Origin of the sequence: Desulfovibrio sp. X2, from assembly GCF_000422205.1 — a bacterium.
Taxonomy (GTDB): domain Bacteria; phylum Desulfobacterota; class Desulfovibrionia; order Desulfovibrionales; family Desulfovibrionaceae; genus Alkalidesulfovibrio.
On the sequence record NZ_ATHV01000011.1, the window covers coordinates 41,456 to 63,084 of the forward strand.

Genomic DNA, 21,629 nt, shown 5'->3' on the forward strand with positions numbered 1-21,629 from the left:
CGCATGGCTCATGATTTCAAGCTGTTAAGCAGAAAATGCCGCATCCGTTCAAAAGGAAATTTTACAAAAACGAAACGACTAAGGCAAGTGTGATTTGCGTTTTTGCCAAACAGCCTCCCCGCGGCATCTGTCTCCGGCCCTTCCCTGCCCCTTTTCCGGCCAGGGCCCAGAAGCCGCCGATCCCCTGCCTGCCTGGAACGGAAGGGGATGCGGGGGAGTGCCGCCGGATGGGGCGGCTCCCTTGACGATGGCGATGACATTTATGTCAAAAGAGAAAAGGCGGACAAATGCAGAAAATCTCTTACCAGCTGTAATAGCTTCCTTTTTCAGGATGGATTTTTTCACATATCCTTGGCATAGTCGGCGGGTATCGCCCCCGGCGACGGGGCCGTCCGTCAACACCAAACTTTCGAACAAGGAGCGGCTGCATGGAAACGCCCGTTTTCAACTGCAAGAACGCCGACGACGTACTCAAAGCGGTCCATGACTACAACGTCAGCTTTCTTCAGTTCTGGTTCGTGGACATCCTCGGAAACCTGAAGAGCTTCCAGGTGACCCCCTCCGAACTCGAAGGCGCCTTCGAGGAAGGCATGGGCTTCGACGGCTCCTCCATCCTCGGCTTCACCCGCATCGAGGAATCGGACATGGTCGCCTTCCCGGACCCGACCACGTTCCAGCTCGTGGCTTGGCGGCCCTCGGAGCGTCCCGTCGCGCGCATGTTCTGCTACGTGAAGAACCCGGACGGCACCCCCTTCGCAGGCGACCCCCGCTTCGTGCTCAAGCGCGTGCTGGAGAAGGCCGCGGCCAAGGGCTACACCATGTACGTGGGCCCCGAACTCGAGTTCTTCCTCTTCGCGAGCCCGAACGAGCCCCGCATCCTGGACGTGGGCGGCTACTTCGACGCCCCGCCGCTCGACCTCGGCAACGACATCCGCCGCGACATCATCTTCTCCCTCTCCCGCATGGGCATTCCGGTGGAATACAGCCACCACGAGGTGGCCCCCTCGCAGCACGAGATCGACCTGCGCTACCAGGAAGCCCTGCGCATGGCCGACACCGCCATCACCTACAAGGTGGTCATCAAGGAGACCGCGCGCAAGCACGGCTGCTACGCCACCTTCATGCCCAAGCCCCTCTTCGGGCAGAACGGCTCGGGCATGCACACCCACCAGTCGCTCTTCAAGAACGGCAAGAACGCCTTCTTCGACCCGGCCGAGAAGTTCAACCTCTCCCGCGACTGCAAGGCCTACATCGCGGGCATGCTCCGCCACGCCAAGGAATTCTGCGCCATCACCAACCCCATCGTGAACTCCTACAAGCGCCTCGTGCCCGGCTACGAGGCCCCGGTCTACGTGGCCTGGGCCAACCGCAACCGCTCCGCGCTCATCCGCGTGCCCATGTACAAGCCCGGCAAGGAGGCCGCCACGCGCATCGAGCTGCGCAGCCCGGACCCGACCTGCAACCCCTACCTGGCCTTCGCGGTCATGCTCGGCGCGGGCCTCAAGGGCATCGAGGAGGGCTACGAGCTGTCCACCCCGGTGGAGGAGAACATCTTCAAGATGAGCGACGCCGAGATGGTCGAGCGCGGCATCGCCTCGCTGCCCGGCAGCCTGTCCGACGCCCTGGACCACTTCGGGTCCTCGGACCTGATGAAGGACGTCCTGGGCGAGCACATGCACGCCGCCTACCTGGAGGCCAAGCGGGCCGAGTGGGACGAGTACCGCACCCACGTCACCGACTGGGAGCTCGCCCGCTACCTGCCCACCACGTAAGCCTTCACGACGCACGAAACGGCCGCGCGGGAGGAGAATCCTCCCGCGCGGCTTTTTTTGCTTCGGCCACGCCCGAACCCCGCTTCCCCTCTCCCTGGAATCCCGTCCGCCGCCGGCGCCGCAGCCTCACGCATCCCTTGCATAGCACTTCACATTGTTCCGACCCTCAGGTACGTTTGCCTCAACCCCAAGTCACCGGCGGGACTGAATTTCCAGGGGTATTGCCGGTATAGGGCCGGAACATCGGAGGGGTCATGCGAATTTCTTCCAGGATTTGGGTCGTGAACGGCGTGTGCGCGGCGGCGGCGCTCGTCGGCGCGGCCGTCTTCGCGCAGGTCTCGGGCGGCGATTCCGCCTGGATATGGGCGGCAGGGGGCACTGCGGCGGCCCTCTTCGTCCTCGCCGCGCTGATCCTCGCTCCTTCCGCCGCCAAGCCCCTGGCCGCGCTCGCCGACTACGCGGCCAAGGCCGCGTCCGGCGAGCTCTCCGCCAAGCCGCCCGAAATCTCCGGCTTCGCCCAGGAAGCCGCCCAGGGGCTGGCCCGGGTGGTCGACGAGCTGAAGAAGGCCAAGGGCCTGTCCAGGGGCATCCTCGACGGACTGCCCACTCCCTTTCTCCTGGTGGACGAGAACGAGCGCGCCGTGGCCAGCAACAAGGCCTGCATGGAGATGCTCGAGATCGACACCCCGCCGGAGAAGCAGTACGGCCGCACCCTGGCCGAGATCTTCTACAACGACCCAGGCCGGACCACGGCCGTGGGCAAGTCCATCCGCGAGGGGGCGGTCTTCCGCAACCTCGAGGTGACCATCAACGGCCACAAGGGCGGCAAGCGCCACGTCCTGGCCAACGTCTACGCCATCCACGACCTGGACGGCCGCTGCATCGGCGGGATGTGCATCTACCTGGACATGACCGCCATCAAGGAGAAGGAAGACCACATCTGCTCCCAGAACGACCTCATCCTGGCCGCCGCCGAGCAGGCCACGCGCATCTCGCACCAGCTGAACGAGGCCGCCGCGGAGATGACCGGGCAGGTGGAGCAGGCCGAGGGCGCCGTGGCCCGCCAGCGCGACGGAACCGCCCACGTGGCCGACTCCATGGAGCAGATGAACACCGCCATCCTCGACGTGGCCAAGGGCGCCTCCACAGCGGCCGGACTGGCCGAGGACGCCCGCGGCAAGGCCCAGGAAGGCTCGAACGTCCTCGCCGAGGTCCGCAGCCTGATGGCCGAGGTCGCGGAGCAGGCCGCCGCGCTCAAGGCCGACATGAGCGACCTCGGCCGCCAGGCCGAGGGCATCGGCGCCGTCACCGCCGTGATCACGGACATCGCGGACCAGACCAACCTGCTGGCGCTGAACGCGGCCATCGAGGCTGCGCGCGCGGGCGACGCGGGCCGCGGCTTCGCCGTGGTCGCGGACGAAGTGCGCAAGCTCGCCGAGAAGACCATGACCGCCACCAAGGAGGTCGCCTCCGCCGTGGCGGGAATCCGCCAGAGCGTGGAGAAGAGCGTCACGGGCACGGAATCCGCCGTGGCCGCCATCGACACGAACACCAGGCGCATGGAGGACTCCGGCCAGGTGCTCGCCGAGATCGTGGGGCTGACCGAGCAGACCGCGGACAGCGTGCGCGGCATCGCCGCGGCCGCGGAGCAGCAGTCCGCCTCGAGCGAGACCGTCTCCGCCTCGGTGGGCGACATCGCCCGCGAGGCCGAGCAGAGCGCCCACGCCATGCACGAGGCCGCCCGGGCGGTGCAGATCCTCGTGCGCATGACCGGCGACCTCGACAAGGTCGTCGCCGACCTCGAGAAGCACGTGCCCGAGCACTGCGAGAAATAGTCCGGCCCCGGACTCGCGTCTGAGATATCCCCTCCCGGCTCCCGCGCGGACTTCCGCTGGAGCCGGGAGGACGAATCCCGCTGCTCCCCATCCGTCTTCCGGCCGAAAAGCCGACCGTTGCGAGAGGCAACTGAAATCACTGGATTCATCCACACATCGTGGACCGCAATGCGCATTCCACCCCACGGAAAACGGGTCCCGGCTTCTCCACGAAGCAGGGGCCAAACCATGATTCATTCCCAAAAGAATACGTATTGAAGGCAGGTTGCCACGCCTGGACGCGAGATGCGGGCTCGTCTGAAAATCGGTGAGCCGCAACAGGTATCCTCCTTGCAATACGTCCGGCCGCAAGCGGCCGACGCGTGTGGCGCCTCATCCCTGCGGCGCGCAGCCATATCCGGCCTCTCGGCTCCAGGGGGAATCCGTCCTGGAGCAGCGCTCCCGCTACGACCGCAACCGCAGGGACGGAGCAACCGCTCGTGCCGCTTCCCATGCTCACCATCATGAACTTCGTCGGATTCTTCTACGCGAGCGTGGCCGGCATTCTTCTGCCGGTGCTCATCGCAGTCACCCTGCTGCTGCTTTTCCGAAGACGCCTCAAGGGATTTATCTTCCCCATGATCCTGCTCCTGGTCCTTCCCCTGGTCCTCGTGGTTGGATGCTACATATATTACAGTAACTCAGATGTTTATACACATCGCTACCGCATCACTCTCGAAGTTGACACGCCGGACGGCGTGAGGACCGGATCGAGCGTCATACAGGTCTCCCTGCGCAAGAAAGCAAGCGGGGGGCAGCTGTCCCTGGAATTCCTGCGGGCCGATGTCCGAGGCGAAGCCGTGTACGTGGACCTCGGCAAGGGCAAGAATCTCCTTGCGCTCCTCGCATTCGGTCCTTCCGGCTCCTGCGCGAACCGACTTCCCGTGCTGGCGGCAGCGGCGCTCGGACGCTACCAGACGGGATTCTATCGCGCCGCCCCGTTCTGGACGGGCCAGGCCGAGCTGTATGGCGAATTCCTGCCCACCCTGGTGACTTTCACGAATCCCGGCGATCCCGATTCTGTCCGCGTGGTGCTGCCCGGCACGCTCGCAGCGGTCCTCGGACCGGGCTACCGCTTCAGACGGGCGTGGCTCGAGATGACCCACGACGGCCCCACGTCCGGAATCCTCGAAAAGAAGCTTCCCTGGATCGGCGATCCCGAGGAAGAGGAGATCGCCGAGCATCGCCTGGATGCCGGACACCAGAATCCCTTCGACCAGCGCATCCCCGTGGGCGTCCGCTTCGTGCGGGACCACTGATCGTGGAGCCAGGGAGGAGGGGGCACGCCCCCCGGGGCCGCCGGTGCGTGAAGGGTCCGGGCATTCCAGTCCTGCCGCCTGCCGCGCCCGGGCTTCGTCTGCCGGGCCTGACCACGTGCCATGAGCGAAGCGGGTCCAGGCTCAGCCTGGCGCGGGGTGGGGCCAGGGCGGGGGCGCGCAGCCGCCGAGGGATAATCCCTCCCTGGCCGCCGGAGGCATCCGCCGCCGTCCTTCCCCCCGTCAAAGGGCCGTGCGCAGGGCGGTGATGAGGCGGTCCAGGGACTGGTCGAGGGTGCCGCTGTTGTCGATGCGCAGGCAGGCTGGGTCGTCGAGGTCGTCGAGATCGTAGGCGCGGGCGCGTTCGAGGCGCAGGCCGATCTCTTCCGGGGTTTCGCGGCCGCGCGCGGCGAGGCGCAGGGCGAGCACGTCCGGCGGCACGGAGACGAGCACGGGCAGGAGGTCCGGGTAGCGTTCGCGCGCGGTGGGGAGGTAGGCGCGCGAGCCGTTCATGACCACGTGCAGGCCCGCGGCGCGCCAGAGGTCCATCTCGCGGCCGATGCCGTAGAGGTTGCCGTGGCTTTCCCAGGAGAGGGCGAAGAGGCCGAGGTCGAGGCGGGCCGTGAACTCCGCGCGCGTGAGGGAGACGTGGTTCTCGCCGCCGCTTTCCGCGGGCCGGGTGATGTAGCGGTGGGCGAAGGCGAAGGCGCGCGGGTCGAGGCGCGCGCGCAGGCCAGCCAGCAGACTGTCCTTGCCCGCGCCCGAGGCGCCGATGAGGTAGATCGGGCGGGGCATGGCCTCACCTGCCCGTGAGCGGCATGCGCTGCACGCAGGTGAAGCGCCGTTCCGGGCCCTCCTGCCTGAAGAGGCAGATCTCGCGCACGGTCACGGCGCGGCCGGAGAAGGGCTCCACGAGGCGGCACAGGGTGGCGAAGAGGGAGCGGCGCAGCTCCTGGTCCGCGACCTTGCCGGTGAGGGTCATGTGGAAGCGGAACTCGTCCAGCACGAAGGGGTAGCCGAAGCGTTCGAGGAGTTCGTTCTGGCGCGGGGAGAGGCCCACGGCGCGGCGGCGCTTGAGCTCGTCCCTGTCCGGCGGCCGGCGGTAGAGGTCGAAGAAGACCACGCAGTTGCGGGCCAGGTCGTCCAGCTCCTCGGCCGGGCGCGCCGGGGCCAGGGCGATGAAGGAGCCGATGACGGTGAGCTCGAGGGGCGGCGTGGCCACGGGCGGCTGGGAGGCGGCGAAGCTGGCCATGCTCTTGCGCAGGTCCGTCTCGGTGTAGGGCGGCCGCAGGCGGAAGGGCGGCTTCAGGGTGGCGTGGAACCCGTAGCGCGCGGGCAGGGCCGTGGCCTCGGCCAGGGCCTCGGGCGCGAGGGCCTCGGCGCGCAGGCGGGGCACGTCCAGGCCGCTTTCGGTGTCCCGGCCGAGCCAGGCGTTGCCGAAGGCCGAGAGCGGGCTCTGGGCCTCCGGCGAATAGTAGATGGCGTAACGCGACGACATTGCCCCTCCCGGCAGCTCGCCTGTGGTTAGAGGATTCTCGTGCCCTGGCGGTAGACCGTGCGCACCACGGGGTAGCCGTCCACCAGCCGCACCTGGGCCAGGTCGGCCCGTTTGCCCGGGGACACGGCTCCCCGGTCGGAGAGTTGCAGGAACTGGGCCGGAGCCGAGGTGACCGTGCCGATCGCCTCGTGAAGCGGCACGCCGAGCTTTTCGTGCAGCAGGAAGGCGGAGTGCAGCAGGCTCGCGGGCACGTAGTCCGAGGAGAGGATGTCCAGCAAACCCAGACGCGCGAGGTCCAGGGCCGAGACGTTGCCGGAATGGGACCCCCCGCGCACCACGTTGGGCGCGCCCATGACGATGCCGATGCCGCGTTCGCGGGCCTCGCGCGCCGCCTCCACGGAGGTCGGGAACTCGCTGATGGAGATGCCTTCCTCGTCGGCCTGGCGGACCTGCTCGGCCGTGGTGTCGTCGTGGCTGGCCGCGGGGATGTTGCGCGCGCGGCACAGGCCGAGCAGGGCCGCGCGGTTGGGCTCGGCGTGGCGCGTCTGCTGCGCGCGCAGCTCGTCGATGTTCTGCTCGAACTCCTCGTCGCTCCAGCTCAGGTGCTTGCCGCGGTAGTACTGGCGGTACTTGTCCATGGAGGTGAACTGGCGCTGGCCCGGGGTGTGGTCCATGAGGGAGACGAGGTGCAGTCCGGGTTCGTCGGCATAGGGGGCGAAGAGGTCGACCACGGCGGGGTCGCAGACCTCGCAGCGCAGGTGGAGCATGTGGTCGGCGCGCAGGACGTCCTTCTCGCGTCCGGAGCGCACGGCCTCCACGGAGGTGGCGAGCAGGGCGCTCCGGTCGCGCTCGCGGTGCAGGTCGCCGCAGCAGATGCTGTCGAGCACCGTGGTGATGCCCGCGCCCGTGACCTGCACGTCGTGCGAGATGAGGGCGGCCAGCGCCGAGGGCCACTGCACGCCGGGGCGGGGGCGCAGGTGCCCCTCCATGTTGTCCGTGTGCAGCTCGATGAGCCCGGGGATGAGGTAGTCGCCCTCGAGGTCCACGGAGCCGGGCAGGGCGGTGTTGCCCTCGTCCACGGTGCGGACGAGGCCGTCCGCGAGGCAGACGGTGCCGTGCACGATACCGTCCGGCAGGACCACGGCGGCGTTGGTCAGGACGCATTCGGATCTCATTTCGTTCTCTCCCTGGAAGGCATGGTGAAGACCCTGTCGGCCACGGCGTCGCGCACCTCCTCGTCGTGGAAGATGCCGACCACGGCGGCGCCGCGCGCCTTGGCCTCGCGGATGAGGGCGACCACGGTGGCGCGGTTCTGCGCGTCGAGCGAGGCCGTGGGCTCGTCCAGGAGCAGGATGGGGTAGCTGCGGGCGAAGCCGCGCGCGATGTTGATGCGCTGCTGCTCGCCCCCGGAGAAGGTCTTGGGCGCGAGTCCCAGGAGCTCCGGGCCGATGCGCAGCCGCTGCAGGAGGTCGCGGGCGCGGGCCTCGGCCTCGCCGCGCGGCAGGCCGTCCTCGCACAGCCCGGCGGCCACGATGTCCAGGGCCGGAACGCGCGGGATGACGCGCAGGAACTGGCTGACGTAGCCGAGCGTCCTCTTGCGCACGGCGAGGACCTCGCGCGGCGCGGCCGAGGCCAGGTCCACGAAGGCGCCCTCGTGGCGCACCAGGATGCTGCCCGCGTCCGGCTTGTAGTTGGCGTAGAGCGAGCGCAGGAGCGTGGACTTGCCCGTGCCCGAGGGGCCGGACAGGGCCAGGCACTCCCCGGCCGAGACGGACAGGGAGAGGTCGGAAAAGACGTCGATGCGCGCCCCGCCCTGGGTGTGCAGGACGAAGCTCTTGCTCAGGCCCTTGGCGAGGATGCGGACGTCGGGGGACAGGGCCGCGTCCATGGGGACCGCTCCCGCGAAAGGGGCGGATGGCGCGGCGGATGTCGTTGCGGATGTCGTTGCGAGCTGGGGCATGCCGGTCAGACCTCCAGGATCGAGGAGACGAGGAGCTGGGTGTAGGGGTGGTGGGGGTCGTCCAGGACCTGGTCGGTCAGGCCGGATTCCACCACTTGGCCGCGCCGCATGACCATGAGGCGGCCCGCCAGGATGCGGGCCACGGCCAGGTCGTGGGTCACGATGACCACGGCCAGGCCGAGCTCGGCCGAGAGCGAGCGCAAGAGGTCCAGGAGCCTGGCCTGCACCGAGACGTCGAGCCCGCCCGTGGGCTCGTCCATGAAGACCAGACGGGGCCTGGTCACGAGGTTTCGCGCGATCTGCAGGCGTTGCTGCATGCCGCCGGAAAAGGTCCGGGGCAGGTCGTCGATGCGGCCCGCGTCGATCTCCACCCTGGCCAGCCACTCCAGGGCCTGGGCGCGGATGGCGCCGTAGTGGCGCTGCCCTTGGCTCATGAGCCGCTCGCCGATGTTGGCCCCGGCGCTGACCGAGAGCCTGAGCCCGTCGCGCGGGTTCTGGCGCACGAGGCCCCATTCCGTGCGGTGCAGGCGCCTGAGCACGTGCTCCTCGCAGGCGGTCAGCTCCACCTCGCCGAGCTCGGGCGAGCGGTAGGTCACGCGGCCGGACGAGACCGGGATGCGGCCCGCCAGGCAGCGCAGGAGCGTGGTCTTGCCCGAGCCGGACTCGCCCACGATGCCGAGCACCTCGCCGGGCCAGAGCGTCAGGTCCACGTCCCGGCAGGCCGGACGGCCGCCGTAGTCCTTGCACAGGCCGCGCGCCTCGAGCAGGGGCGCGTCGGCGGGGAAATCGGCGGCAAAACCGGAGGGGAAGGCACCGGTGACGGAAGAAAGGCCGGGCTGCGTCGTCTGCATCACGCGTCCTCCCCGGCCTTGGCCGATGCCTGTCCGTCCGTGGGGCCGCCCATGGGGCCCACGTGTCCGGCCTCGCGGCGCGAGCGGCAGAAGTCGCTGTCCGAGCAGACGAACATGCGGCCGCCCGCGTCGTCGAGGATGATCTCGTCCAGATAGCTCTCGCGCGAGCCGCACAGTCCGCAGCAGTCGTCCCAGCGCTGGACCTCGAAGGGGTGGTCCTCGAAATCGAGGCTCTTCACCTCCGTGTAGGGCGGGATGGCGTATATGCGCCGCTCGCGGCCCGCGCCGAAGATCTGCAGCGCCGGGCAGCCGTCCATCTTGGGATTGTCGTACTTGGGGATGGGCGACGGGCTCATGACGTAGCGGCCCGCCACCTGCACGGGATAGTCGAAGCTCGTGGCGATGCGGCCGTGGCGCGCGATGTCCTCGTAGAGCTTGACGTGCATCACGCCGTACTCCTCCTGGGCGTGCATGGTGCGCGTCTCGCGCTCGCGCGGCTCCATCCAGCGCAGCGGCTCCGGGATGGGCACCTGGTAGACCATGATCTGGTCCTCGGTGAGCGGCGCCTCGGGGATGCGGTGGCGCGTCTGGATGATCGTGGCCTCGGCCGTGCGCTCCGTGGTGGCCACGCCCGCCACGCGGCGGAAGAAGGCGCGGATGGAGACCGCGTTGGTGGTGTCGTCCGAGCCCTGGTCGATGACCTTGAGCACGTCGTCCGGCCCGATGACGCTCGCCGTGAGCTGGATGCCGCCCGTGCCCCAGCCGAAGGGCATGGGCATCTCGCGGCCCGCGAACGGCACCTGGTAGCCGGGAATGGCCACGGCCTTCAGGATGGCGCGGCGGATCATGGTCTTGGTCTGCTCGTCCAGGTAGGCGAAGTTGTAGGCCCCGTCCGCCGTTTCGGGCGCGGCGTTGTCCGAAGGCTTCGGCGCCTCGGCGCCGGGAGCCGGAAGGGGGACGGAGGCGGCCGGTGCGGCCGCGTCGAAGGTCAGCATGTGGTCCTCTCCTCGCCGGGCGCGTCGCACCCGGCCGCGTCGTCGGCATCGTCTGCGGCATCGTCTGCGGCGGCCGCCGCGGCCCGCGCACTCTTCCGCGCGGCGCGAAGCCTGCGCACGCTCTCGAGCTCGGCCTGGAAGTCCACGTGGTGCGGCAGCTTCAGGTGCTGCACGAAGCCCGAGGCCTCCACGTTGTCGCAGTGGCTGAGCACGAACTCCTGGTCCTGGGCCGGGCCCTTCCCGTCCTCGCCGAACTCGTCCAGGCGCAGGGCCCGGTCCACCAGGGCCATGGACATGGCCTTGCGCTCCGAGGAGCCGAAGGCCAGGCCGTAGCCGCGCGAGAACTGCGCGGGCCGCGTCTCGTCGCCCGCGAACTTGCCGAGCATCTGGCACTCGGTGAGCGTCACCTCGCCCACGCAGACCGGAAAGCCCAGCTCCTCGGGCACGATCTCCACCTCCACGCCGCCCTGGCGGATCTCGCCCGCAAAGGGGTGGGTGCTGCCGAAGCCGCGCTGCGTGGAGTAGCCGAGCGCCAGGACGAAGCCTTCGTCCCCGCGCGCCAGGGCCTGCAGCCTGAGATCGCGTCCGGCCGGATAGGTCAGGGGATCGCGCGTCAGGTCGCCCGGTTCGCGCCCGTCGTCCGCCTGCTTCTCAACCATGGCCTCGCCCGCCAGGAGCTCGGCGATGCCGGGCATGGCCGCGTGGGGCTCGGCCCCGGCATCCGCCCGGGGTTCCGGTCGGGGGACTGGCCGGGGCGGCGTTTCGGGCTCGCAAGCCTCGCCGTCCTCGTCCGCGAGCAGGCCGAAGTCCAGCAGGCGGTGGGTGTAGTCGAAGGTCGGGCCGAGGACCTGTCCGCCGGGCAGGTCCTTGAAGCTCGCGGAGATGCGCCGCCTGATGCGCATGGCGCCCGTGTCCACGGGCAGGCTCACGGCCAGGCGGGGCAGGGTGGTGCGGTAGGCGCGCAGCAGGAAGACGGCCTCCACGAGGTCGCCCGCGGCCTGCTTCACGGCCAGGGCGGCAAGTTCGGGGTCGTAGAGCGAGCCCTCGCACATGACCCGGTCCACGGCCAGGGAGAGCTGCCGACGGATCTGGGAGACGCCTATGGCGGGCTCGGCCGGGTCGCCCCGGCGCGTCTTGGCGAGCAGCTCGTGGGCTGCGCGGATGGCCTTCTCGCCACCCTTGACGGCTACGTACATATGATCTTCGTCTCCATGCTCACAGAATTTCCAGGATGCGGGCCGAGCGCGGCAGGCAGGCCACGCGCCGTCCGTCCACGAAGATGCAGTCGAGCCCGCGCGGAAAGGCGTGCGCGAGGTCCCGCAGATGGCTCCACAGGGCCGGGCGCGCCCCGGCGACGCGAAGCTCGGCCTCGCCCGGGACGCCCGGGCCGCCGATGCGCACGCCGTGTCCCTGGCCCAGGGCCTCGCAGGTCGCCACCACGGTGGCCGAGCGGTCCGGGAATTCCGGCGTGCCCAGGGGGAGCCCGGCCAGCCGCTCGGGCAGGCTCTTCACGTCGCACAGGGCGTAGGCCGCCTCGCCCGGGGTCCGGGCCTCGGGGCAGCCGCAGTGGAAGGCGAGGTAGGCCGCCGCCTCCCTCCCGGCATGGCCGCCCTCGCCGTAGGCCCCGGCCCACAGCGCGGTCTCGAGGTCGCACAGGCAGAGGAGCACGGCCAGGGCGGCCGCGGGCAGGTCCGGGCCGCAGGCGGGCAGCACGGGCAGGGGCACGACGCGGCCGGGCCGCGACATGGCCGCGAGCACGGCCCGGAACGTGGCCTGCGCGTCGCGCACCGCGTCCGGGAAGCCGGGCAGGAGGCCCAGGCGGCGTTCCGTCCGGCACAGGAGATCAGCCATTGGCGTCGCCTCCCCTGACCAGGGTGAAGAAGTCCACGCGCGTGGCCCGCACCTCGGCCTCGCGCTCGGCGCGCAGCCGCGCGAGCCCCGCGCGCAGCCGCGCCAGGACCCGCTCGCGCGCCCCGTTGCCCGCCCCGTTGTCTGCGTCGTTGCCCGCGCCGTCCTGCATGGCGGCGTCCAGGCGCGCGGCCAGCTCGGCGTGTCTGCGGTCGCGGCCCGCCACGTAGCCGAAGCCCACGCGGCCGGAGGCCGCGCGCACCACGCAGCGGGTCATGGTCATCTCGCCCAGGTTGAAGGCGTTGCCCGTGCCGCCCATGCGGCCGCGCACCATGACCAGCCCCGCCTCGGGGCGGCGCAGCATCTCGCAGGGGCCGTCGGCCGCGAGCTCGCGCGCGGCCGTCTCCAGCTCCTCGCGCGGCGCGCGGGCGAAAAGCCCCATCCATTCCCTGCGGGCGGCGTTCGCCTCCCGCATCCCTGAATTCTCTTCGTTTCTCACGTGTAGTCGTCCCGTAACAGTATTCGTCTAGATGAGTGGACATCTTGTCGCGCGGTCCATCCCGCGCGCGCCATGCACGAGGAACCTAGTCATGACTCTTGAGCGCGGAAGCGGCGTCGCCCTGTGGCGCCAGATCAGGAACGTGCTGGAGCACGAGATCGCGGATGCAGGACAGGCCGAGGACGGCAGGCTGCCCACGGAAAAGGAGCTCTCCGAGCGCTTCGGGGTCAACCGGCACACCGTGCGCCGGGCCCTGGCCGTGCTCGAGGCCGAGGGGCTGATCGTGGTCGAGCAGGGCCGCGGTGCCTTCGTCAGGCCGCAGATGGTCAGCTACCAGCTCGCGCGGCGGGTGCGCTTCAGCCAGAACCTCCTGCGCCAGAGCCGCGCGCCCAGGGGCAGGCTGCTCGAGGCCTCGGTCGTGCGCGCCTCGGCCGAGGCGGCCAAGGCGCTGCACGTCGCGCAGAACGACCCGGTCTGCCGCCTGGAGATACTGGGCCAGGCCGACGGCGTGCCGCTCAGCATCGGCACCTCCCACTTCTCCGGCGCCCGCTTTCCCGGCCTCGTCGAGGCCTACCGGGAGAGCGGCTCCATCACCGAGGCGCTTCGGGCCTGCGGCCTGCCGGACTACGTGCGCAAGAGCACCCTGGTCACGGCGCGCATGCCCACCCCGCGCGAGGCCCGCCTCCTCGGCCAGCCGCGCAGCCGTCCCGTGCTCGTGGCCGAGTCCGTGAACGTGGACGCGCAGGGCAGGCCCGTGGAATGGGGCATCTGCCGCTGGGCCTCCGAGCGCGTGCAGCTCGCCGTGGAGCCCGAGCGTGATCTGTGCTGACCGCCGCATGATGTCTCTTCCGTCCCCTGAGCCCGTTCCCTAGGTGAACCGCTTGCGCAGGATGCCGCAGCCGTAGTCGATCAGGGTCACGCAGAGGATGACCATGATCATCATGGTCGAGACCTCGCGGTAGAGGTAGCCGTTGATCTTGTCGAAGATCAGGAAGCCGATGCCGCCCGCGCCCACGAAGCCGAGGATGGTCGCGCTGCGCACGTTGGATTCGAAGCGCAGCAGCGTGTAGCTGACGATGAGCGGCATGATCTGCGGCAGGACCGAGAAGGAGATGATCTGCGCCGGTCCGGCGCCGCTGGCCTCCACCGCCTCCACCTGGCCGGGCTCGATGGCCTCGATGCCCTCGCTGAAGACCTTGCCCAGGATGCCGAAGGTGTGGATGGCGAGCGACATGACGCCCGCGAAGGGCCCGAGCCCGATCACGGCCACGAAGATGAGGGCCATGACGAACTCGTTGAAGCCGCGGCAGAAGTCCAGGAAGCGGCGCACGCCGAACTGGCAGAACCAGCGGATGGCCGCCGAGACGCGGTCCTCGCCCGAGACGAGCAGGCCGAGCGTATTCCTGGCCGCGAAGACCGAGACCGGCACGGCCGCGATGAAGGCGAAGAGGGTGCCCCAGATGGCGATGGCCACGGTCTCGAGCAGCGCCTCGCCGTACATGACGAGGTTCTCCTTGTGCATGTCCGGCGGGAAGTAGCCGCCCCGACGCTCGTCCACCTGGCGCTCGTACTCGCTGTCCACCAGCTGCTGGCGCTCGGCCGCGGGCATCTGCTTCAGCCGTTTCTCGGCCAGGGCCTCCGCCTTCTTCTGCAGCTCGTAGCCGCCCATCTTCTGCGTGCTCGCCGCGTTCTCCTTGCGCAGCTCCTGCATGGCCTGCGACTGGAGCATGATCTCGGGCATGCGCTCGGCCTGCCGCCTGGCCTCGGCCATGTCCATCTCGGAGAGCTGGCGGCCGAAGAGGTAGTGGAAGGCGTTTTCGCGCTTGTTGTAGAGCTGGAAGGGGTTGATCCCGGTCGAGACGTAGGAGGTGACCAGGATGGCCGCCGCGATGGCCGCGAGCAGCCCCAGGACGACCCTCCGGCGGAGGGGCGTCCTGGGGGTCACGGACTGGAGTGTCAGTTCAGCGTGCATGACGTCCCGTGAGGCTTCAGGTTAGTTGTTCTTCTGAAGCTCTTTCTTCAGCTTGTTCAGGTAGCGGACGATGTCGTAGCTGGTGTCGTCCGCGGGCACGAAGCCGCCGATCTGCAGCTTCTCGAGCCCGGCCTTGTCGCTGTTGTAGAACATCAGGGCGCCGCAGAAGGCGGCCTTGAAGCTCTCGGGCAGGTCGCGGCGCACGGCGTAGGGCGAACCCGGGATGAGGTCGGACTTCCAGATGATGTTGAAGTCGTCCGGGGAGAGGGCGCCCTTCTCCTCCATGCGCGCAAGGTCCTCGGTGTTGGTCGCGGCCACCTGGATGCCGCCGTTCTTCACGGCCAGCATGGAGGCGCCGTGGGAGCCGGAGAAGCGGACCTCGGAGAAGTAGTCCTGGGGCTTGACCTTCATGTCGCGGGCGAAGAGCACGTTGGGCACGAGGAAGCCGGAGGTGGAGTTGGGATCGGTGAAGGCGAAGGTCTTGCCCTTGGCGTCGGCCATGGTCTTGATGCCCGAGCCCTTCTTGGAAATGATGATCCCGTAGTAGCCGGGCGTGCCGTCCGTGCTGACCTCCATGGCCACGGCCTGGGCGCCCGCCTTCTCGGAGGCCTCGACGTAGCTCTTGGGTCCGAAGTAGGCCAGCTCGATGTGCTTGTTGGCCATGGCCGTGATGATGCCCGCGTAGTCGCTGGCCGTGTAGACCTCGACCGGCACGCCGAGGACCTTCTGCAGGTGGTCGGTCAGCGGCTTGAAGCGCTTGGCGGTGTCCGCGGCGCCCTCGGTGGGGATGACGCCCATGCGCACGGTGGTCGGCCAGTCCTTGCACGGGGAGGCGGCCAGGGCGGGCAGGGCGGCCGCCGCGAGGACGCTGACGAGGGTCAGGAGGAACATGATACGCTTGATCATCGGCTGGTCTCCTTGAAAGGTCTCTGGTGGATGGTCCGGTTGTTCTCGACCGGCCGGTCTTCCGGCCGGATCGCCGCTCAGGCGCAGGCGGAAAGCTCCGAATCCGCCGTCTCGCCGTATGCTTCCCTGATCCTGTCTCCGTAGACGTGGCTGATGGCCTCGTCGGAAAGGGCCTCGATGCGGTCGTCGAAGACCACCCGGCCCTTGGAGATGCCTATGGCGCGCTTGCCGAAGCGCTGCGCGAAGTCGATGTGGTGCAGGTTGACGAGCACCGGTATGCGCCGCTCCTCGTGGATGCGCATGAGGTTCTGCATGACCATCTCGGCGCTGTGCGGGTCCAGGCTCGCGATGGGCTCGTCGGCCAGAAAGACCTCGGGCTCCTGGGCCAGGGCCCGGGCGATGGCCACGCGCTGCTGCTGCCCGCCCGAGAGCTGGTCCGCGCGGTGGAAGGCGAGGTCCGCGATGCCCACCTGGCGCAGGCACTCGAAGGCGAACTCGCGCTCCTGGCGCGGGAAGACGCCGAAGAGCGAGGGCACGTGGCGCGCGGGCGAGGCGTTGAAGCGGAGCCTGCCCACGAGCACGTTCTCGATCACGGTCAGCCGCCGCACCAGGTGGAACTGCTGGAAGATCATGCCCACCTTGCGCCGCACGCGGCGCAGCCTCCCCCCGCAGACGCAGGAGATGTCCTCGCCGAAGAGCTCGAGGCTGCCCGAGGTGGGCCGCACGAGCCTGTTCAGGCAGCGCAGGAAGGTGGACTTGCCCGCCCCGGAAGAGCCGATGACCACCACGAACTCGTCCCGTCCTATGGACAGGTTCACGTCCGTGAGGGCGGCCGTGCCGTTGGGGTAGACCTTGTTCAGCTTCTCGGCCTTGATGGCCGGGGCGCTCCCGACCGCGTGCAGCTTCTCGCTCATGGTCCCTGCTCCCTCGCGCCGCGCGGCGCGTCGTGCTCGTTGCGGAATTCCGTTCGCGGAATCCCTACGGTGGAATCCCGTCTGCGACATGCTAGGGGGTAGTGGGCTCGTGTGGCGAACATGCGACAAGGCGGTGAACGCTTCTTGAACCGGGAATAGACAAGGGGGTCACTTGTGCGCTGCGGCTGACAAGGGTGGATGTTGTAGCGTCGCATGACGCACGATGGTGGGACGCGCGACAACGGTTCGTCATCTATGGCAACGACCATGCGAGGCCATGAACTGCATCATCCGCAACAAGCGCGAGGCTGTCGTGACGCAGATGCACAACGTACAACACACACCGTCGTCCCCTGTGCCTTCGGAAGACGCCGCGGGCTGCCGCGTCGATCCCACGGCCCGGGTCACGGACTCGCGGCTCGGCCGCTACTGCGAGGTGGCGGCGCGCGCCCTGCTGCACGAGGTGGAGCTCGGCGACTACAGCTACGTGATGAACGACTCGGACCTCATGTACGCGCAGGTCGGCAGGTTCTGCTCCATCGCCTCGCACGTGCGCGTCAACCCGAGCAACCATCCCATGTGGCGGCCGAGCCAGCACCACTTCACCTACCGGCCCGGGGGCTACGGCATCACGGCCCCCGAGGACGACGAGCTCTTCTCCTGGCGTCGCTCCGACGCCGTGACCATCGGCCACGACGCCTGGCTCGGCCACGGCGTCATCGTCCTGCCCGGCCGCAGCGTGGGCATCGGCGCGGTGGTGGGCGCGGGCTCCGTGGTCACGCGCGACGTGCCGGACTATGCCGTCGTCGTGGGCTCGCCCGCCCGGGTGGTGCGGCAGCGCTTCGCCCCCGAGGTCGCCGAGGCGCTGTTGCGCATCGCCTGGTGGGACTGGGAGCACGAGCGCATCACGGCCGCCTTCGCCGATTTCCGGGGCACGGCCGAGGACTTCGTGCGCCGCCATGGCTAGCGCTCCCGAAAAGCCCCTGCGCCTGGCCGTGGTCGCGGACATCCACCACGGCCCGGACAGCGGCGGCAAGAAGGGCTCGCGCGCCCTCGACCTGCTCCGGGGCTTCCTCGACTCGCCCTGGGCCTTGGAGGCGGACGCGCTGGTCGACCTCGGCGACCGCATCAACAACCAGGATCCGGCCGCGGACGAGGCGCGCCTGGCCGAGGTAGCGGACATCCTGCGCCCCCTGCCCGGGCCGCGCGTCCACCTCCTGGGCAACCACGACCTCGTGCACCTCTCGCGCGAGGACAACGCCCGCATCCTGGACGCCCCGGCCAGCTCCCATGTCCTGCCCATGCGCGGCTTCGACCTCGTGGTCTGGCAGGCGGACACGCGCTGCTACTGGCGCGAGCGCACCGAGGCCGAGGAGGAGGACCTCTGCTGGCTGGAGGACACATTGGCGAACGGCTCCCGCCCGGCCGTGGTCCTCTCCCATTTCGCCCTGACCCCGCACGTGCTGGCGGGCAACCCCTATTTCGACGCCCGGCCCGGCCACGACCGCTACCTGCAGCAGGAGCGCATCCGCTCCATCCTGGCCGCGAGAGGCCGCGTGGTCCTCTGCCTGGCCGGGCATCTGCACGCCAACTGCTGGGGCGTGGCGGACTCCATCGTGCACCTGGCCCAGCAGTCCCTGACCGAGAGCTTCGCCACCGCGCCCGAACCGGCCGGGGCCTTCGGGCTCCTCGAGATCACGCCCGGACCGGACGCCCGCCTCTCCTGGACCGTGCACGGCCGCGACCGGCTCGCCCTGGACCTGCCCCTGCCGCGCCTGGCCGCGCGTGCGCAGGGAGGCTGAGGCGGCCATGCGGCGGACGATGCGCAGCAACGCGGTGTGGACCGGCATCGCACGGGCCCTGGAGCACGACATCCTCTCCGGCGCCTGCCTGCCGGGCGAGCGCCTGCCCACGGAGCAAGAGCTCGCCGGCCGCTTCCGCGTCAACCGGCACACCGTGCGCCGCGCCGTGGCCGCCCTGCGCGAGAAGGGGCTGCTGCGCGTGGAGCAGGGCAGGGGCACCTTCGTGCACGATCGCGTCATCCCCTACACCGTGACGCGCTGCACCAGATTCAGCGAGAACATGACCCTGCAGAAGCGCGCCCCGGGCGGGGTGCTGCTTAATGCCGGGGAGGAAGCGGCGGACGACGAGGTCTCCCAAGGGCTGCACGTCGCCCTGGGCCGCGCGGTGCTGCGCCTGGACATCCTGCGCGAGGCGGACTGCAGGCCGCTCGGCCTGGCCTCGCACTACTTTCCCCTGCCGCGCTTCGCGGGGCTCGCGGACGTTTTCCGGGAGGTCGGCTCGGTCACGGCCTGCCTGCGCGCCTTCGGCGCCGGTGACTTCAGGCGCGTCAGCACCCGCCTCTCCGCCCGCCTGCCCACCTGCGAGGAGGCGCGCCTCCTGCAGCAGCCCAAAAGCACGCCGCTCATGGTCGCCAGGAGCGTGAACGTGGATTCCAGGGGCGTGCCCGTGGACTACGGCGTGACCCGCTACTCGGGGCCGCGCGTGGAGTTCGTCTTCCATACGGGCTAGGCGCCCGTCCCCTCCGCCCGTCCCCGGTTCCCGCCTCAGATGACCCGCTGCCGCAGGTGCGAGGAGAAGCGCTCCACGAGCAGGACCAGGGCGAAGACCAGGATGATGATGGTCGAGGCCTGGGAGTACATGAACATGTCCATGGAGACCTTGAGCTCGATGCCGATGCCGCCCGCGCCCACGAGGCCGAGCACCACCGAGGAGCGCGTGGCCTTCTCGAGCGAGAAGAGGGCGGTGCCGATGAACGAGGGCAGGGCGGCCGGGAAGACCGAGCAGCAGATTGTCCCGAGCCGCGACGCGCCGATGGCGGAAAGTGCCTCCTGCGGCCCCTTGTCCACCTCCTCCATGGCCTCGGCGAAGAAGCGGCCGCAGAACCCCACCGTGTCCACCATGATCGCCAGCGTGCCCGCGAAGGGGCCGAGCCCCACCAAGACCACGAAGATGAGCGCCCAGATGAGGTCCGGCACCGTCCGGAACAGGGCGATCAGCGTGCGTGCCGCCTGGTAGATGGCCACGTTCGGCGTCAGGCTGCGCGTGGCCAGAACGCCCAGGAAAAGGCTCAGGACCACGCCGAAGACCGTGCCCACGAGCGCCATCTGGAAGGTCTCCAGGAGCGACCAGAGGACCGGGCCGAGGCGCGCGAGGCTCGGCGGAAACATCTCGGCCACCAGCTCGCCCATGTACGGCGCGCCGCGCACGATCTCGCCCAGGGAGAAGTGCGTGCCCCGCAGAGCGGCGATGAAGAAGGCCAGGAAGAGGACCGACCCCGCGAAGCCGAGGGGGCTCATCCGCGTGAAACGAAGCGGCAGGAGCCTGTGGTCCACAAGCGACGGATCGCGTACCGCTGCCTCCCCGCCCTGCCGGAACCGTTCCTTCCCGGGCCGTGGCTCAGGCCGTGGCTGCGACAGATTCATAGATGCCCCGCAGGTGTTCCTGGTTCAACGACGCCGAGGGGGCGTCGAGCTCGATGCGACCGCCGCGCAGCCCCACGACCCGGTCCGAATAGTGCAACGCCTGGGCCAGGCTGTGCGACGTGAAGAGCAGGGTGATGCCCTCGCGCCGGATGAGTTCGAGAAAGATTTCCATGACCTCCGTGCCCGCCTGCGGATCCAGGCTGGCCACCGGCTCGTCCGCGAAGATGATCTGCGGCCGCTGCATCAGCGCCCGGGCGATGGCCACCCGCTGCGACTGGCCGCCGGAGAGCCTGTCCGCCCGGCGCTCGGCCAGGTGCGCCAGCCCCACCTTTTCCAGGCAGCGCAGGGCCTCCAGCCGGTCGCCGTCCCGTGCCAGGGCCTGCAGCCACAGGCGCGGGCTCGCGCTCCTCGCCTGCGCGCCGTGCAGCACGTTGCTCAAAGCCGAGAGCCTGGAGACGAGGTTGTGCTTCTGGAAGACGAAGCCCACCCGGGCCCGCAGGGCGCGCAGCTCGCGCGGCGAAAGCGCGCCCACCTCCCGGCCGAGGATGCGCACCCGGCCCGCGCTCGGCTCGATCAGCCTGAGCAGGCAGCGCAGCAGCGTGGACTTGCCCGCGCCGTTGGAGCCGATGAGCGCCACGGCCTGGCCGCGCGGCACCTCGAGTTCGATCCCGGAAAGGATCCGGGCCGCGCCGAAGCTCTTGCGCAGCCCCCGCACCGAGACGTCGCACCCCGCTTCGTCCGGGACCTGCGAAATCGCGCCCCGCCGATGGTCCGAAAGAGTCTCCGCAGGGCCCAAAGGCCCTGCGGAGGTGCGGCATGCCGTCATCCCTAGTTGCCCACGAATTCGGAATACTGGGGGTAGCCGATGGTCGCGTACATGGCACGCACGTAGTCGTAGTCCCGGTCGTTGACCGCGGTCAGGAACTTCATGCCCTTGTACTTCTGGTTGTCCTCGCCGGTCAGGATGGCCTTGATCAGCGCGTCCGAATCCTCGGCAAAGACCTTCTGCAGCTTCTTCACCACCGCCGCGTCCACGTGCGAGCCCGCGATCAGGATGTCGTTGGGCAGGTCGCGGCTGCGGGCCAGGACCATGAAGGAGCCGGCCGGAAGGCTGTCCTTGTCGCGCAGGGAGACGAACTTGCCGTTCGTGGTGCAGAAGGCGGCCACGTCGCCGCGTTTGAGCGCCGCGAAGCCCACCTTGGGGTCCACGTACACGGGCGAGATGTCCTTCAGGGGATCGATGCCGTTGTCCGCGAAGATCTGCATGGGGGTCAGGTGCTTGGAGGTCGAGCCCACGTCGCCGAAGGCCACCTTCTTGCCCTTCAGGTCAGAAAGCGAGCTGATGCCCGAATCCGCCATGACCACCACGGAGGCGAAGTAGTCCGGACGCGAGAAGCCCACCACCGGCACGGCCTTGGTGCGCTTGCGGAAGACCACGTACTCGGCCGGGCCGGTGATCACGAAATCCACCTTCCTGGCCCGCAGGGCCTCCACTGCGGCCGTGCGGTTGTTCACCGGAAACAATTCGAAGGTGTAGCCGCTTTTCTCGCCCAGGACCTTGCCGAAGGCGCCGAACTCGCGCTGCAGCTCCTCCATGCCCTCGAGGTCGGTCACGGCCAGCTTGTAGGTCTGCGCCGCCTGCGCCGCGGGCGCGGCCACGAAAAGCGACAGCAGGAAAAAGACGACGATGTGATGCAGGCGCATTGGCTTGCTCTCCTCTCCTTTGCATCCGCCACACGGGCGGCATCGTTCATAGGTATCGTGCGCGCAGGGTATGCCTAGCCGGACGGTGTTACGGGCGGTTGTCGGCAGGCCGCACGCACGGTGACCGTTTCCTA

22 protein-coding genes are annotated in these 21,629 nt (G+C 69.4%); 7 read left to right on the forward strand and 15 right to left on the reverse strand.

The genetic code is table 11. From position 1 onward, the window contains the following. Positions 1-428: 428 nt before the first annotated feature. The 3 genes from DSX2_RS04150 (at position 429) to DSX2_RS17455 (ending at position 4,905) form a co-directional block, all read left to right on the forward strand. Positions 429-1,772 carry a glutamine synthetase family protein gene (locus DSX2_RS04150; protein ID WP_020878896.1) on the forward strand — a complete coding sequence of 448 codons (1,344 nt, stop codon included), beginning with the start codon at positions 429-431 and terminating at the stop codon, positions 1,770-1,772. A 281-nt stretch (positions 1,773-2,053) separates the two neighbouring features. Further along, entirely contained in the window at positions 2,054-3,607 is a 1,554-nt protein-coding gene (locus tag DSX2_RS04155) for a methyl-accepting chemotaxis protein (RefSeq protein ID WP_236615075.1), read from the forward strand. A gap of 479 nt (positions 3,608-4,086) precedes the next feature. Continuing rightward, entirely contained in the window at positions 4,087-4,905 is an 819-nt protein-coding gene (locus DSX2_RS17455; RefSeq protein ID WP_020878898.1) for a hypothetical protein, read from the forward strand. A gap of 240 nt (positions 4,906-5,145) precedes the next feature. Here DSX2_RS17455 and phnN read toward each other — a convergent pair whose 3' ends face one another. From phnN to phnG, 9 genes are all read right to left on the reverse strand, one after another. Further along, positions 5,146-5,697 carry a ribose 1,5-bisphosphokinase gene (gene phnN / locus DSX2_RS04165; RefSeq protein ID WP_020878899.1) on the reverse strand — a complete coding sequence of 184 codons (552 nt, stop codon included), beginning with the start codon at positions 5,695-5,697 and terminating at the stop codon, positions 5,146-5,148. A 4-nt stretch (positions 5,698-5,701) separates the two neighbouring features. Further along, on the reverse strand, positions 5,702-6,400 hold the full coding sequence (locus DSX2_RS04170) for a DUF1045 domain-containing protein (RefSeq protein ID WP_020878900.1): 699 nt from the start codon (positions 6,398-6,400) through the stop codon (positions 5,702-5,704). A gap of 26 nt (positions 6,401-6,426) precedes the next feature. Further along, on the reverse strand, positions 6,427-7,575 hold the full coding sequence (locus tag DSX2_RS04175; protein WP_020878901.1) for an alpha-D-ribose 1-methylphosphonate 5-triphosphate diphosphatase: 1,149 nt from the start codon (positions 7,573-7,575) through the stop codon (positions 6,427-6,429). Then, positions 7,572-8,288: a phosphonate C-P lyase system protein PhnL gene (gene phnL / locus DSX2_RS04180; RefSeq protein ID WP_020878902.1), complete on the reverse strand. Its 717-nt coding sequence runs from the start codon at positions 8,286-8,288 to the stop codon at positions 7,572-7,574. The genes DSX2_RS04175 and phnL overlap by 4 nt, the downstream gene beginning before the upstream one ends. Positions 8,289-8,365: 77 nt before the next feature. Then, complete coding sequence (phnK, locus tag DSX2_RS04185; protein ID WP_236615076.1) at positions 8,366-9,214, reverse strand: phosphonate C-P lyase system protein PhnK; 849 nt, start codon at positions 9,212-9,214, stop codon at positions 8,366-8,368. Further along, on the reverse strand, positions 9,211-10,059 hold the full coding sequence (locus DSX2_RS04190; protein WP_236615079.1) for an alpha-D-ribose 1-methylphosphonate 5-phosphate C-P-lyase PhnJ: 849 nt from the start codon (positions 10,057-10,059) through the stop codon (positions 9,211-9,213). The genes phnK and DSX2_RS04190 overlap by 4 nt, the downstream gene beginning before the upstream one ends. Before the next feature lie 140 nt (positions 10,060-10,199). Then, positions 10,200-11,402, reverse strand: a complete 1,203-nt coding sequence (locus DSX2_RS04195; RefSeq protein ID WP_020878905.1) for a carbon-phosphorus lyase complex subunit PhnI — start codon at positions 11,400-11,402, stop codon at positions 10,200-10,202. A gap of 19 nt (positions 11,403-11,421) precedes the next feature. After that, positions 11,422-12,057: a phosphonate C-P lyase system protein PhnH gene (gene phnH / locus DSX2_RS04200; RefSeq protein WP_020878906.1), complete on the reverse strand. Its 636-nt coding sequence runs from the start codon at positions 12,055-12,057 to the stop codon at positions 11,422-11,424. Continuing rightward, complete coding sequence (gene phnG / locus DSX2_RS04205) at positions 12,050-12,529, reverse strand: phosphonate C-P lyase system protein PhnG (protein WP_020878907.1); 480 nt, start codon at positions 12,527-12,529, stop codon at positions 12,050-12,052. The genes phnH and phnG overlap by 8 nt, the downstream gene beginning before the upstream one ends. A 115-nt stretch (positions 12,530-12,644) precedes the next feature. Here phnG and phnF (DSX2_RS04210) point away from each other — a divergent pair, with 115 nt between their 5' ends. Continuing rightward, the gene (gene phnF, locus DSX2_RS04210) at positions 12,645-13,382 is read left to right on the forward strand and encodes a phosphonate metabolism transcriptional regulator PhnF (protein WP_020878908.1); all 738 of its coding nucleotides are present in this window, start codon (positions 12,645-12,647) and stop codon (positions 13,380-13,382) included. A 39-nt stretch (positions 13,383-13,421) separates the two neighbouring features. On the opposite strand, the gene phnE (DSX2_RS04215) is transcribed toward phnF (DSX2_RS04210), so the two are convergent. The 3 genes from phnE (DSX2_RS04215) to phnC all read right to left on the reverse strand — a co-directional run bounded on the left by phnE (DSX2_RS04215) (position 13,422) and on the right by phnC (position 16,345). Next, positions 13,422-14,525, reverse strand: coding sequence for a phosphonate ABC transporter, permease protein PhnE (gene phnE / locus DSX2_RS04215; protein WP_020878909.1), 1,104 nt, complete (start codon positions 14,523-14,525; stop codon positions 13,422-13,424). Between the two features lie 21 nt (positions 14,526-14,546). Then, positions 14,547-15,431 carry a phosphonate ABC transporter substrate-binding protein gene (gene phnD, locus DSX2_RS04220; protein WP_020878910.1) on the reverse strand — a complete coding sequence of 295 codons (885 nt, stop codon included), beginning with the start codon at positions 15,429-15,431 and terminating at the stop codon, positions 14,547-14,549. 77 nt (positions 15,432-15,508) lie between these two features. Next, positions 15,509-16,345, reverse strand: a complete 837-nt coding sequence (gene phnC, locus DSX2_RS04225) for a phosphonate ABC transporter ATP-binding protein (protein WP_020878911.1) — start codon at positions 16,343-16,345, stop codon at positions 15,509-15,511. Positions 16,346-16,622: 277 nt separating this feature from the next. Here phnC and DSX2_RS04230 point away from each other — a divergent pair, with 277 nt between their 5' ends. The 3 genes from DSX2_RS04230 to phnF (DSX2_RS04240) are packed head-to-tail and all read left to right on the forward strand — an operon-like array spanning position 16,623 to position 18,877. Continuing rightward, complete coding sequence (locus DSX2_RS04230; protein ID WP_020878912.1) at positions 16,623-17,312, forward strand: phosphonate metabolim protein, transferase hexapeptide repeat family; 690 nt, start codon at positions 16,623-16,625, stop codon at positions 17,310-17,312. Continuing rightward, the gene (locus DSX2_RS04235) at positions 17,305-18,147 is read left to right on the forward strand and encodes a metallophosphoesterase (protein WP_020878913.1); all 843 of its coding nucleotides are present in this window, start codon (positions 17,305-17,307) and stop codon (positions 18,145-18,147) included. The genes DSX2_RS04230 and DSX2_RS04235 overlap by 8 nt, the downstream gene beginning before the upstream one ends. 7 nt (positions 18,148-18,154) lie before the next feature. After that, positions 18,155-18,877 carry a phosphonate metabolism transcriptional regulator PhnF gene (gene phnF / locus DSX2_RS04240; protein ID WP_020878914.1) on the forward strand — a complete coding sequence of 241 codons (723 nt, stop codon included), beginning with the start codon at positions 18,155-18,157 and terminating at the stop codon, positions 18,875-18,877. Positions 18,878-18,912: 35 nt separating this feature from the next. On the opposite strand, the gene phnE (DSX2_RS04245) is transcribed toward phnF (DSX2_RS04240), so the two are convergent. The 3 genes from phnE (DSX2_RS04245) to DSX2_RS04255 all read right to left on the reverse strand — a co-directional run bounded on the left by phnE (DSX2_RS04245) (position 18,913) and on the right by DSX2_RS04255 (position 21,495). Beyond that, complete coding sequence (phnE, locus tag DSX2_RS04245) at positions 18,913-19,701, reverse strand: phosphonate ABC transporter, permease protein PhnE (RefSeq protein WP_035040600.1); 789 nt, start codon at positions 19,699-19,701, stop codon at positions 18,913-18,915. A gap of 64 nt (positions 19,702-19,765) precedes the next feature. After that, positions 19,766-20,506: a phosphonate ABC transporter ATP-binding protein gene (locus DSX2_RS04250; RefSeq protein ID WP_236615077.1), complete on the reverse strand. Its 741-nt coding sequence runs from the start codon at positions 20,504-20,506 to the stop codon at positions 19,766-19,768. Between the two features lie 113 nt (positions 20,507-20,619). Beyond that, positions 20,620-21,495 carry a PhnD/SsuA/transferrin family substrate-binding protein gene (locus DSX2_RS04255; RefSeq protein ID WP_020878917.1) on the reverse strand — a complete coding sequence of 292 codons (876 nt, stop codon included), beginning with the start codon at positions 21,493-21,495 and terminating at the stop codon, positions 20,620-20,622. Between the last annotated feature and the right edge of the window lie 134 nt (positions 21,496-21,629).

Coding starts and splice junctions, on each gene's coding strand:
- DSX2_RS04150 (WP_020878896.1), top strand. CDS start 429: ATGGAAACGCCCGTTTTCAACTGCAAGAACGCCGACGACGTACTCAAA.
- phnN (WP_020878899.1), bottom strand. CDS start 5,697: ATGCCCCGCCCGATCTACCTCATCGGCGCCTCGGGCGCGGGCAAGGAC.
- DSX2_RS04170 (WP_020878900.1), bottom strand. CDS start 6,400: ATGTCGTCGCGTTACGCCATCTACTATTCGCCGGAGGCCCAGAGCCCG.
- DSX2_RS04175 (WP_020878901.1), bottom strand. CDS start 7,575: ATGAGATCCGAATGCGTCCTGACCAACGCCGCCGTGGTCCTGCCGGAC.
- phnL (WP_020878902.1), bottom strand. CDS start 8,288: ATGGACGCGGCCCTGTCCCCCGACGTCCGCATCCTCGCCAAGGGCCTG.
- DSX2_RS04190 (WP_236615079.1), bottom strand. CDS start 10,059: ATGATCCGCCGCGCCATCCTGAAGGCCGTGGCCATTCCCGGCTACCAG.
- DSX2_RS04195 (WP_020878905.1), bottom strand. CDS start 11,402: ATGTACGTAGCCGTCAAGGGTGGCGAGAAGGCCATCCGCGCAGCCCAC.
- phnH (WP_020878906.1), bottom strand. CDS start 12,057: ATGGCTGATCTCCTGTGCCGGACGGAACGCCGCCTGGGCCTCCTGCCC.
- phnG (WP_020878907.1), bottom strand. CDS start 12,529: ATGCGGGAGGCGAACGCCGCCCGCAGGGAATGGATGGGGCTTTTCGCC.
- phnF (WP_020878908.1), top strand. CDS start 12,645: ATGACTCTTGAGCGCGGAAGCGGCGTCGCCCTGTGGCGCCAGATCAGG.
- phnE (WP_020878909.1), bottom strand. CDS start 14,525: ATGCACGCTGAACTGACACTCCAGTCCGTGACCCCCAGGACGCCCCTC.
- phnD (WP_020878910.1), bottom strand. CDS start 15,431: ATGATCAAGCGTATCATGTTCCTCCTGACCCTCGTCAGCGTCCTCGCG.
- phnC (WP_020878911.1), bottom strand. CDS start 16,345: ATGAGCGAGAAGCTGCACGCGGTCGGGAGCGCCCCGGCCATCAAGGCC.
- DSX2_RS04230 (WP_020878912.1), top strand. CDS start 16,623: ATGAACTGCATCATCCGCAACAAGCGCGAGGCTGTCGTGACGCAGATG.
- DSX2_RS04235 (WP_020878913.1), top strand. CDS start 17,305: ATGGCTAGCGCTCCCGAAAAGCCCCTGCGCCTGGCCGTGGTCGCGGAC.
- phnF (WP_020878914.1), top strand. CDS start 18,155: ATGCGGCGGACGATGCGCAGCAACGCGGTGTGGACCGGCATCGCACGG.
- DSX2_RS04255 (WP_020878917.1), bottom strand. CDS start 21,495: ATGCGCCTGCATCACATCGTCGTCTTTTTCCTGCTGTCGCTTTTCGTG.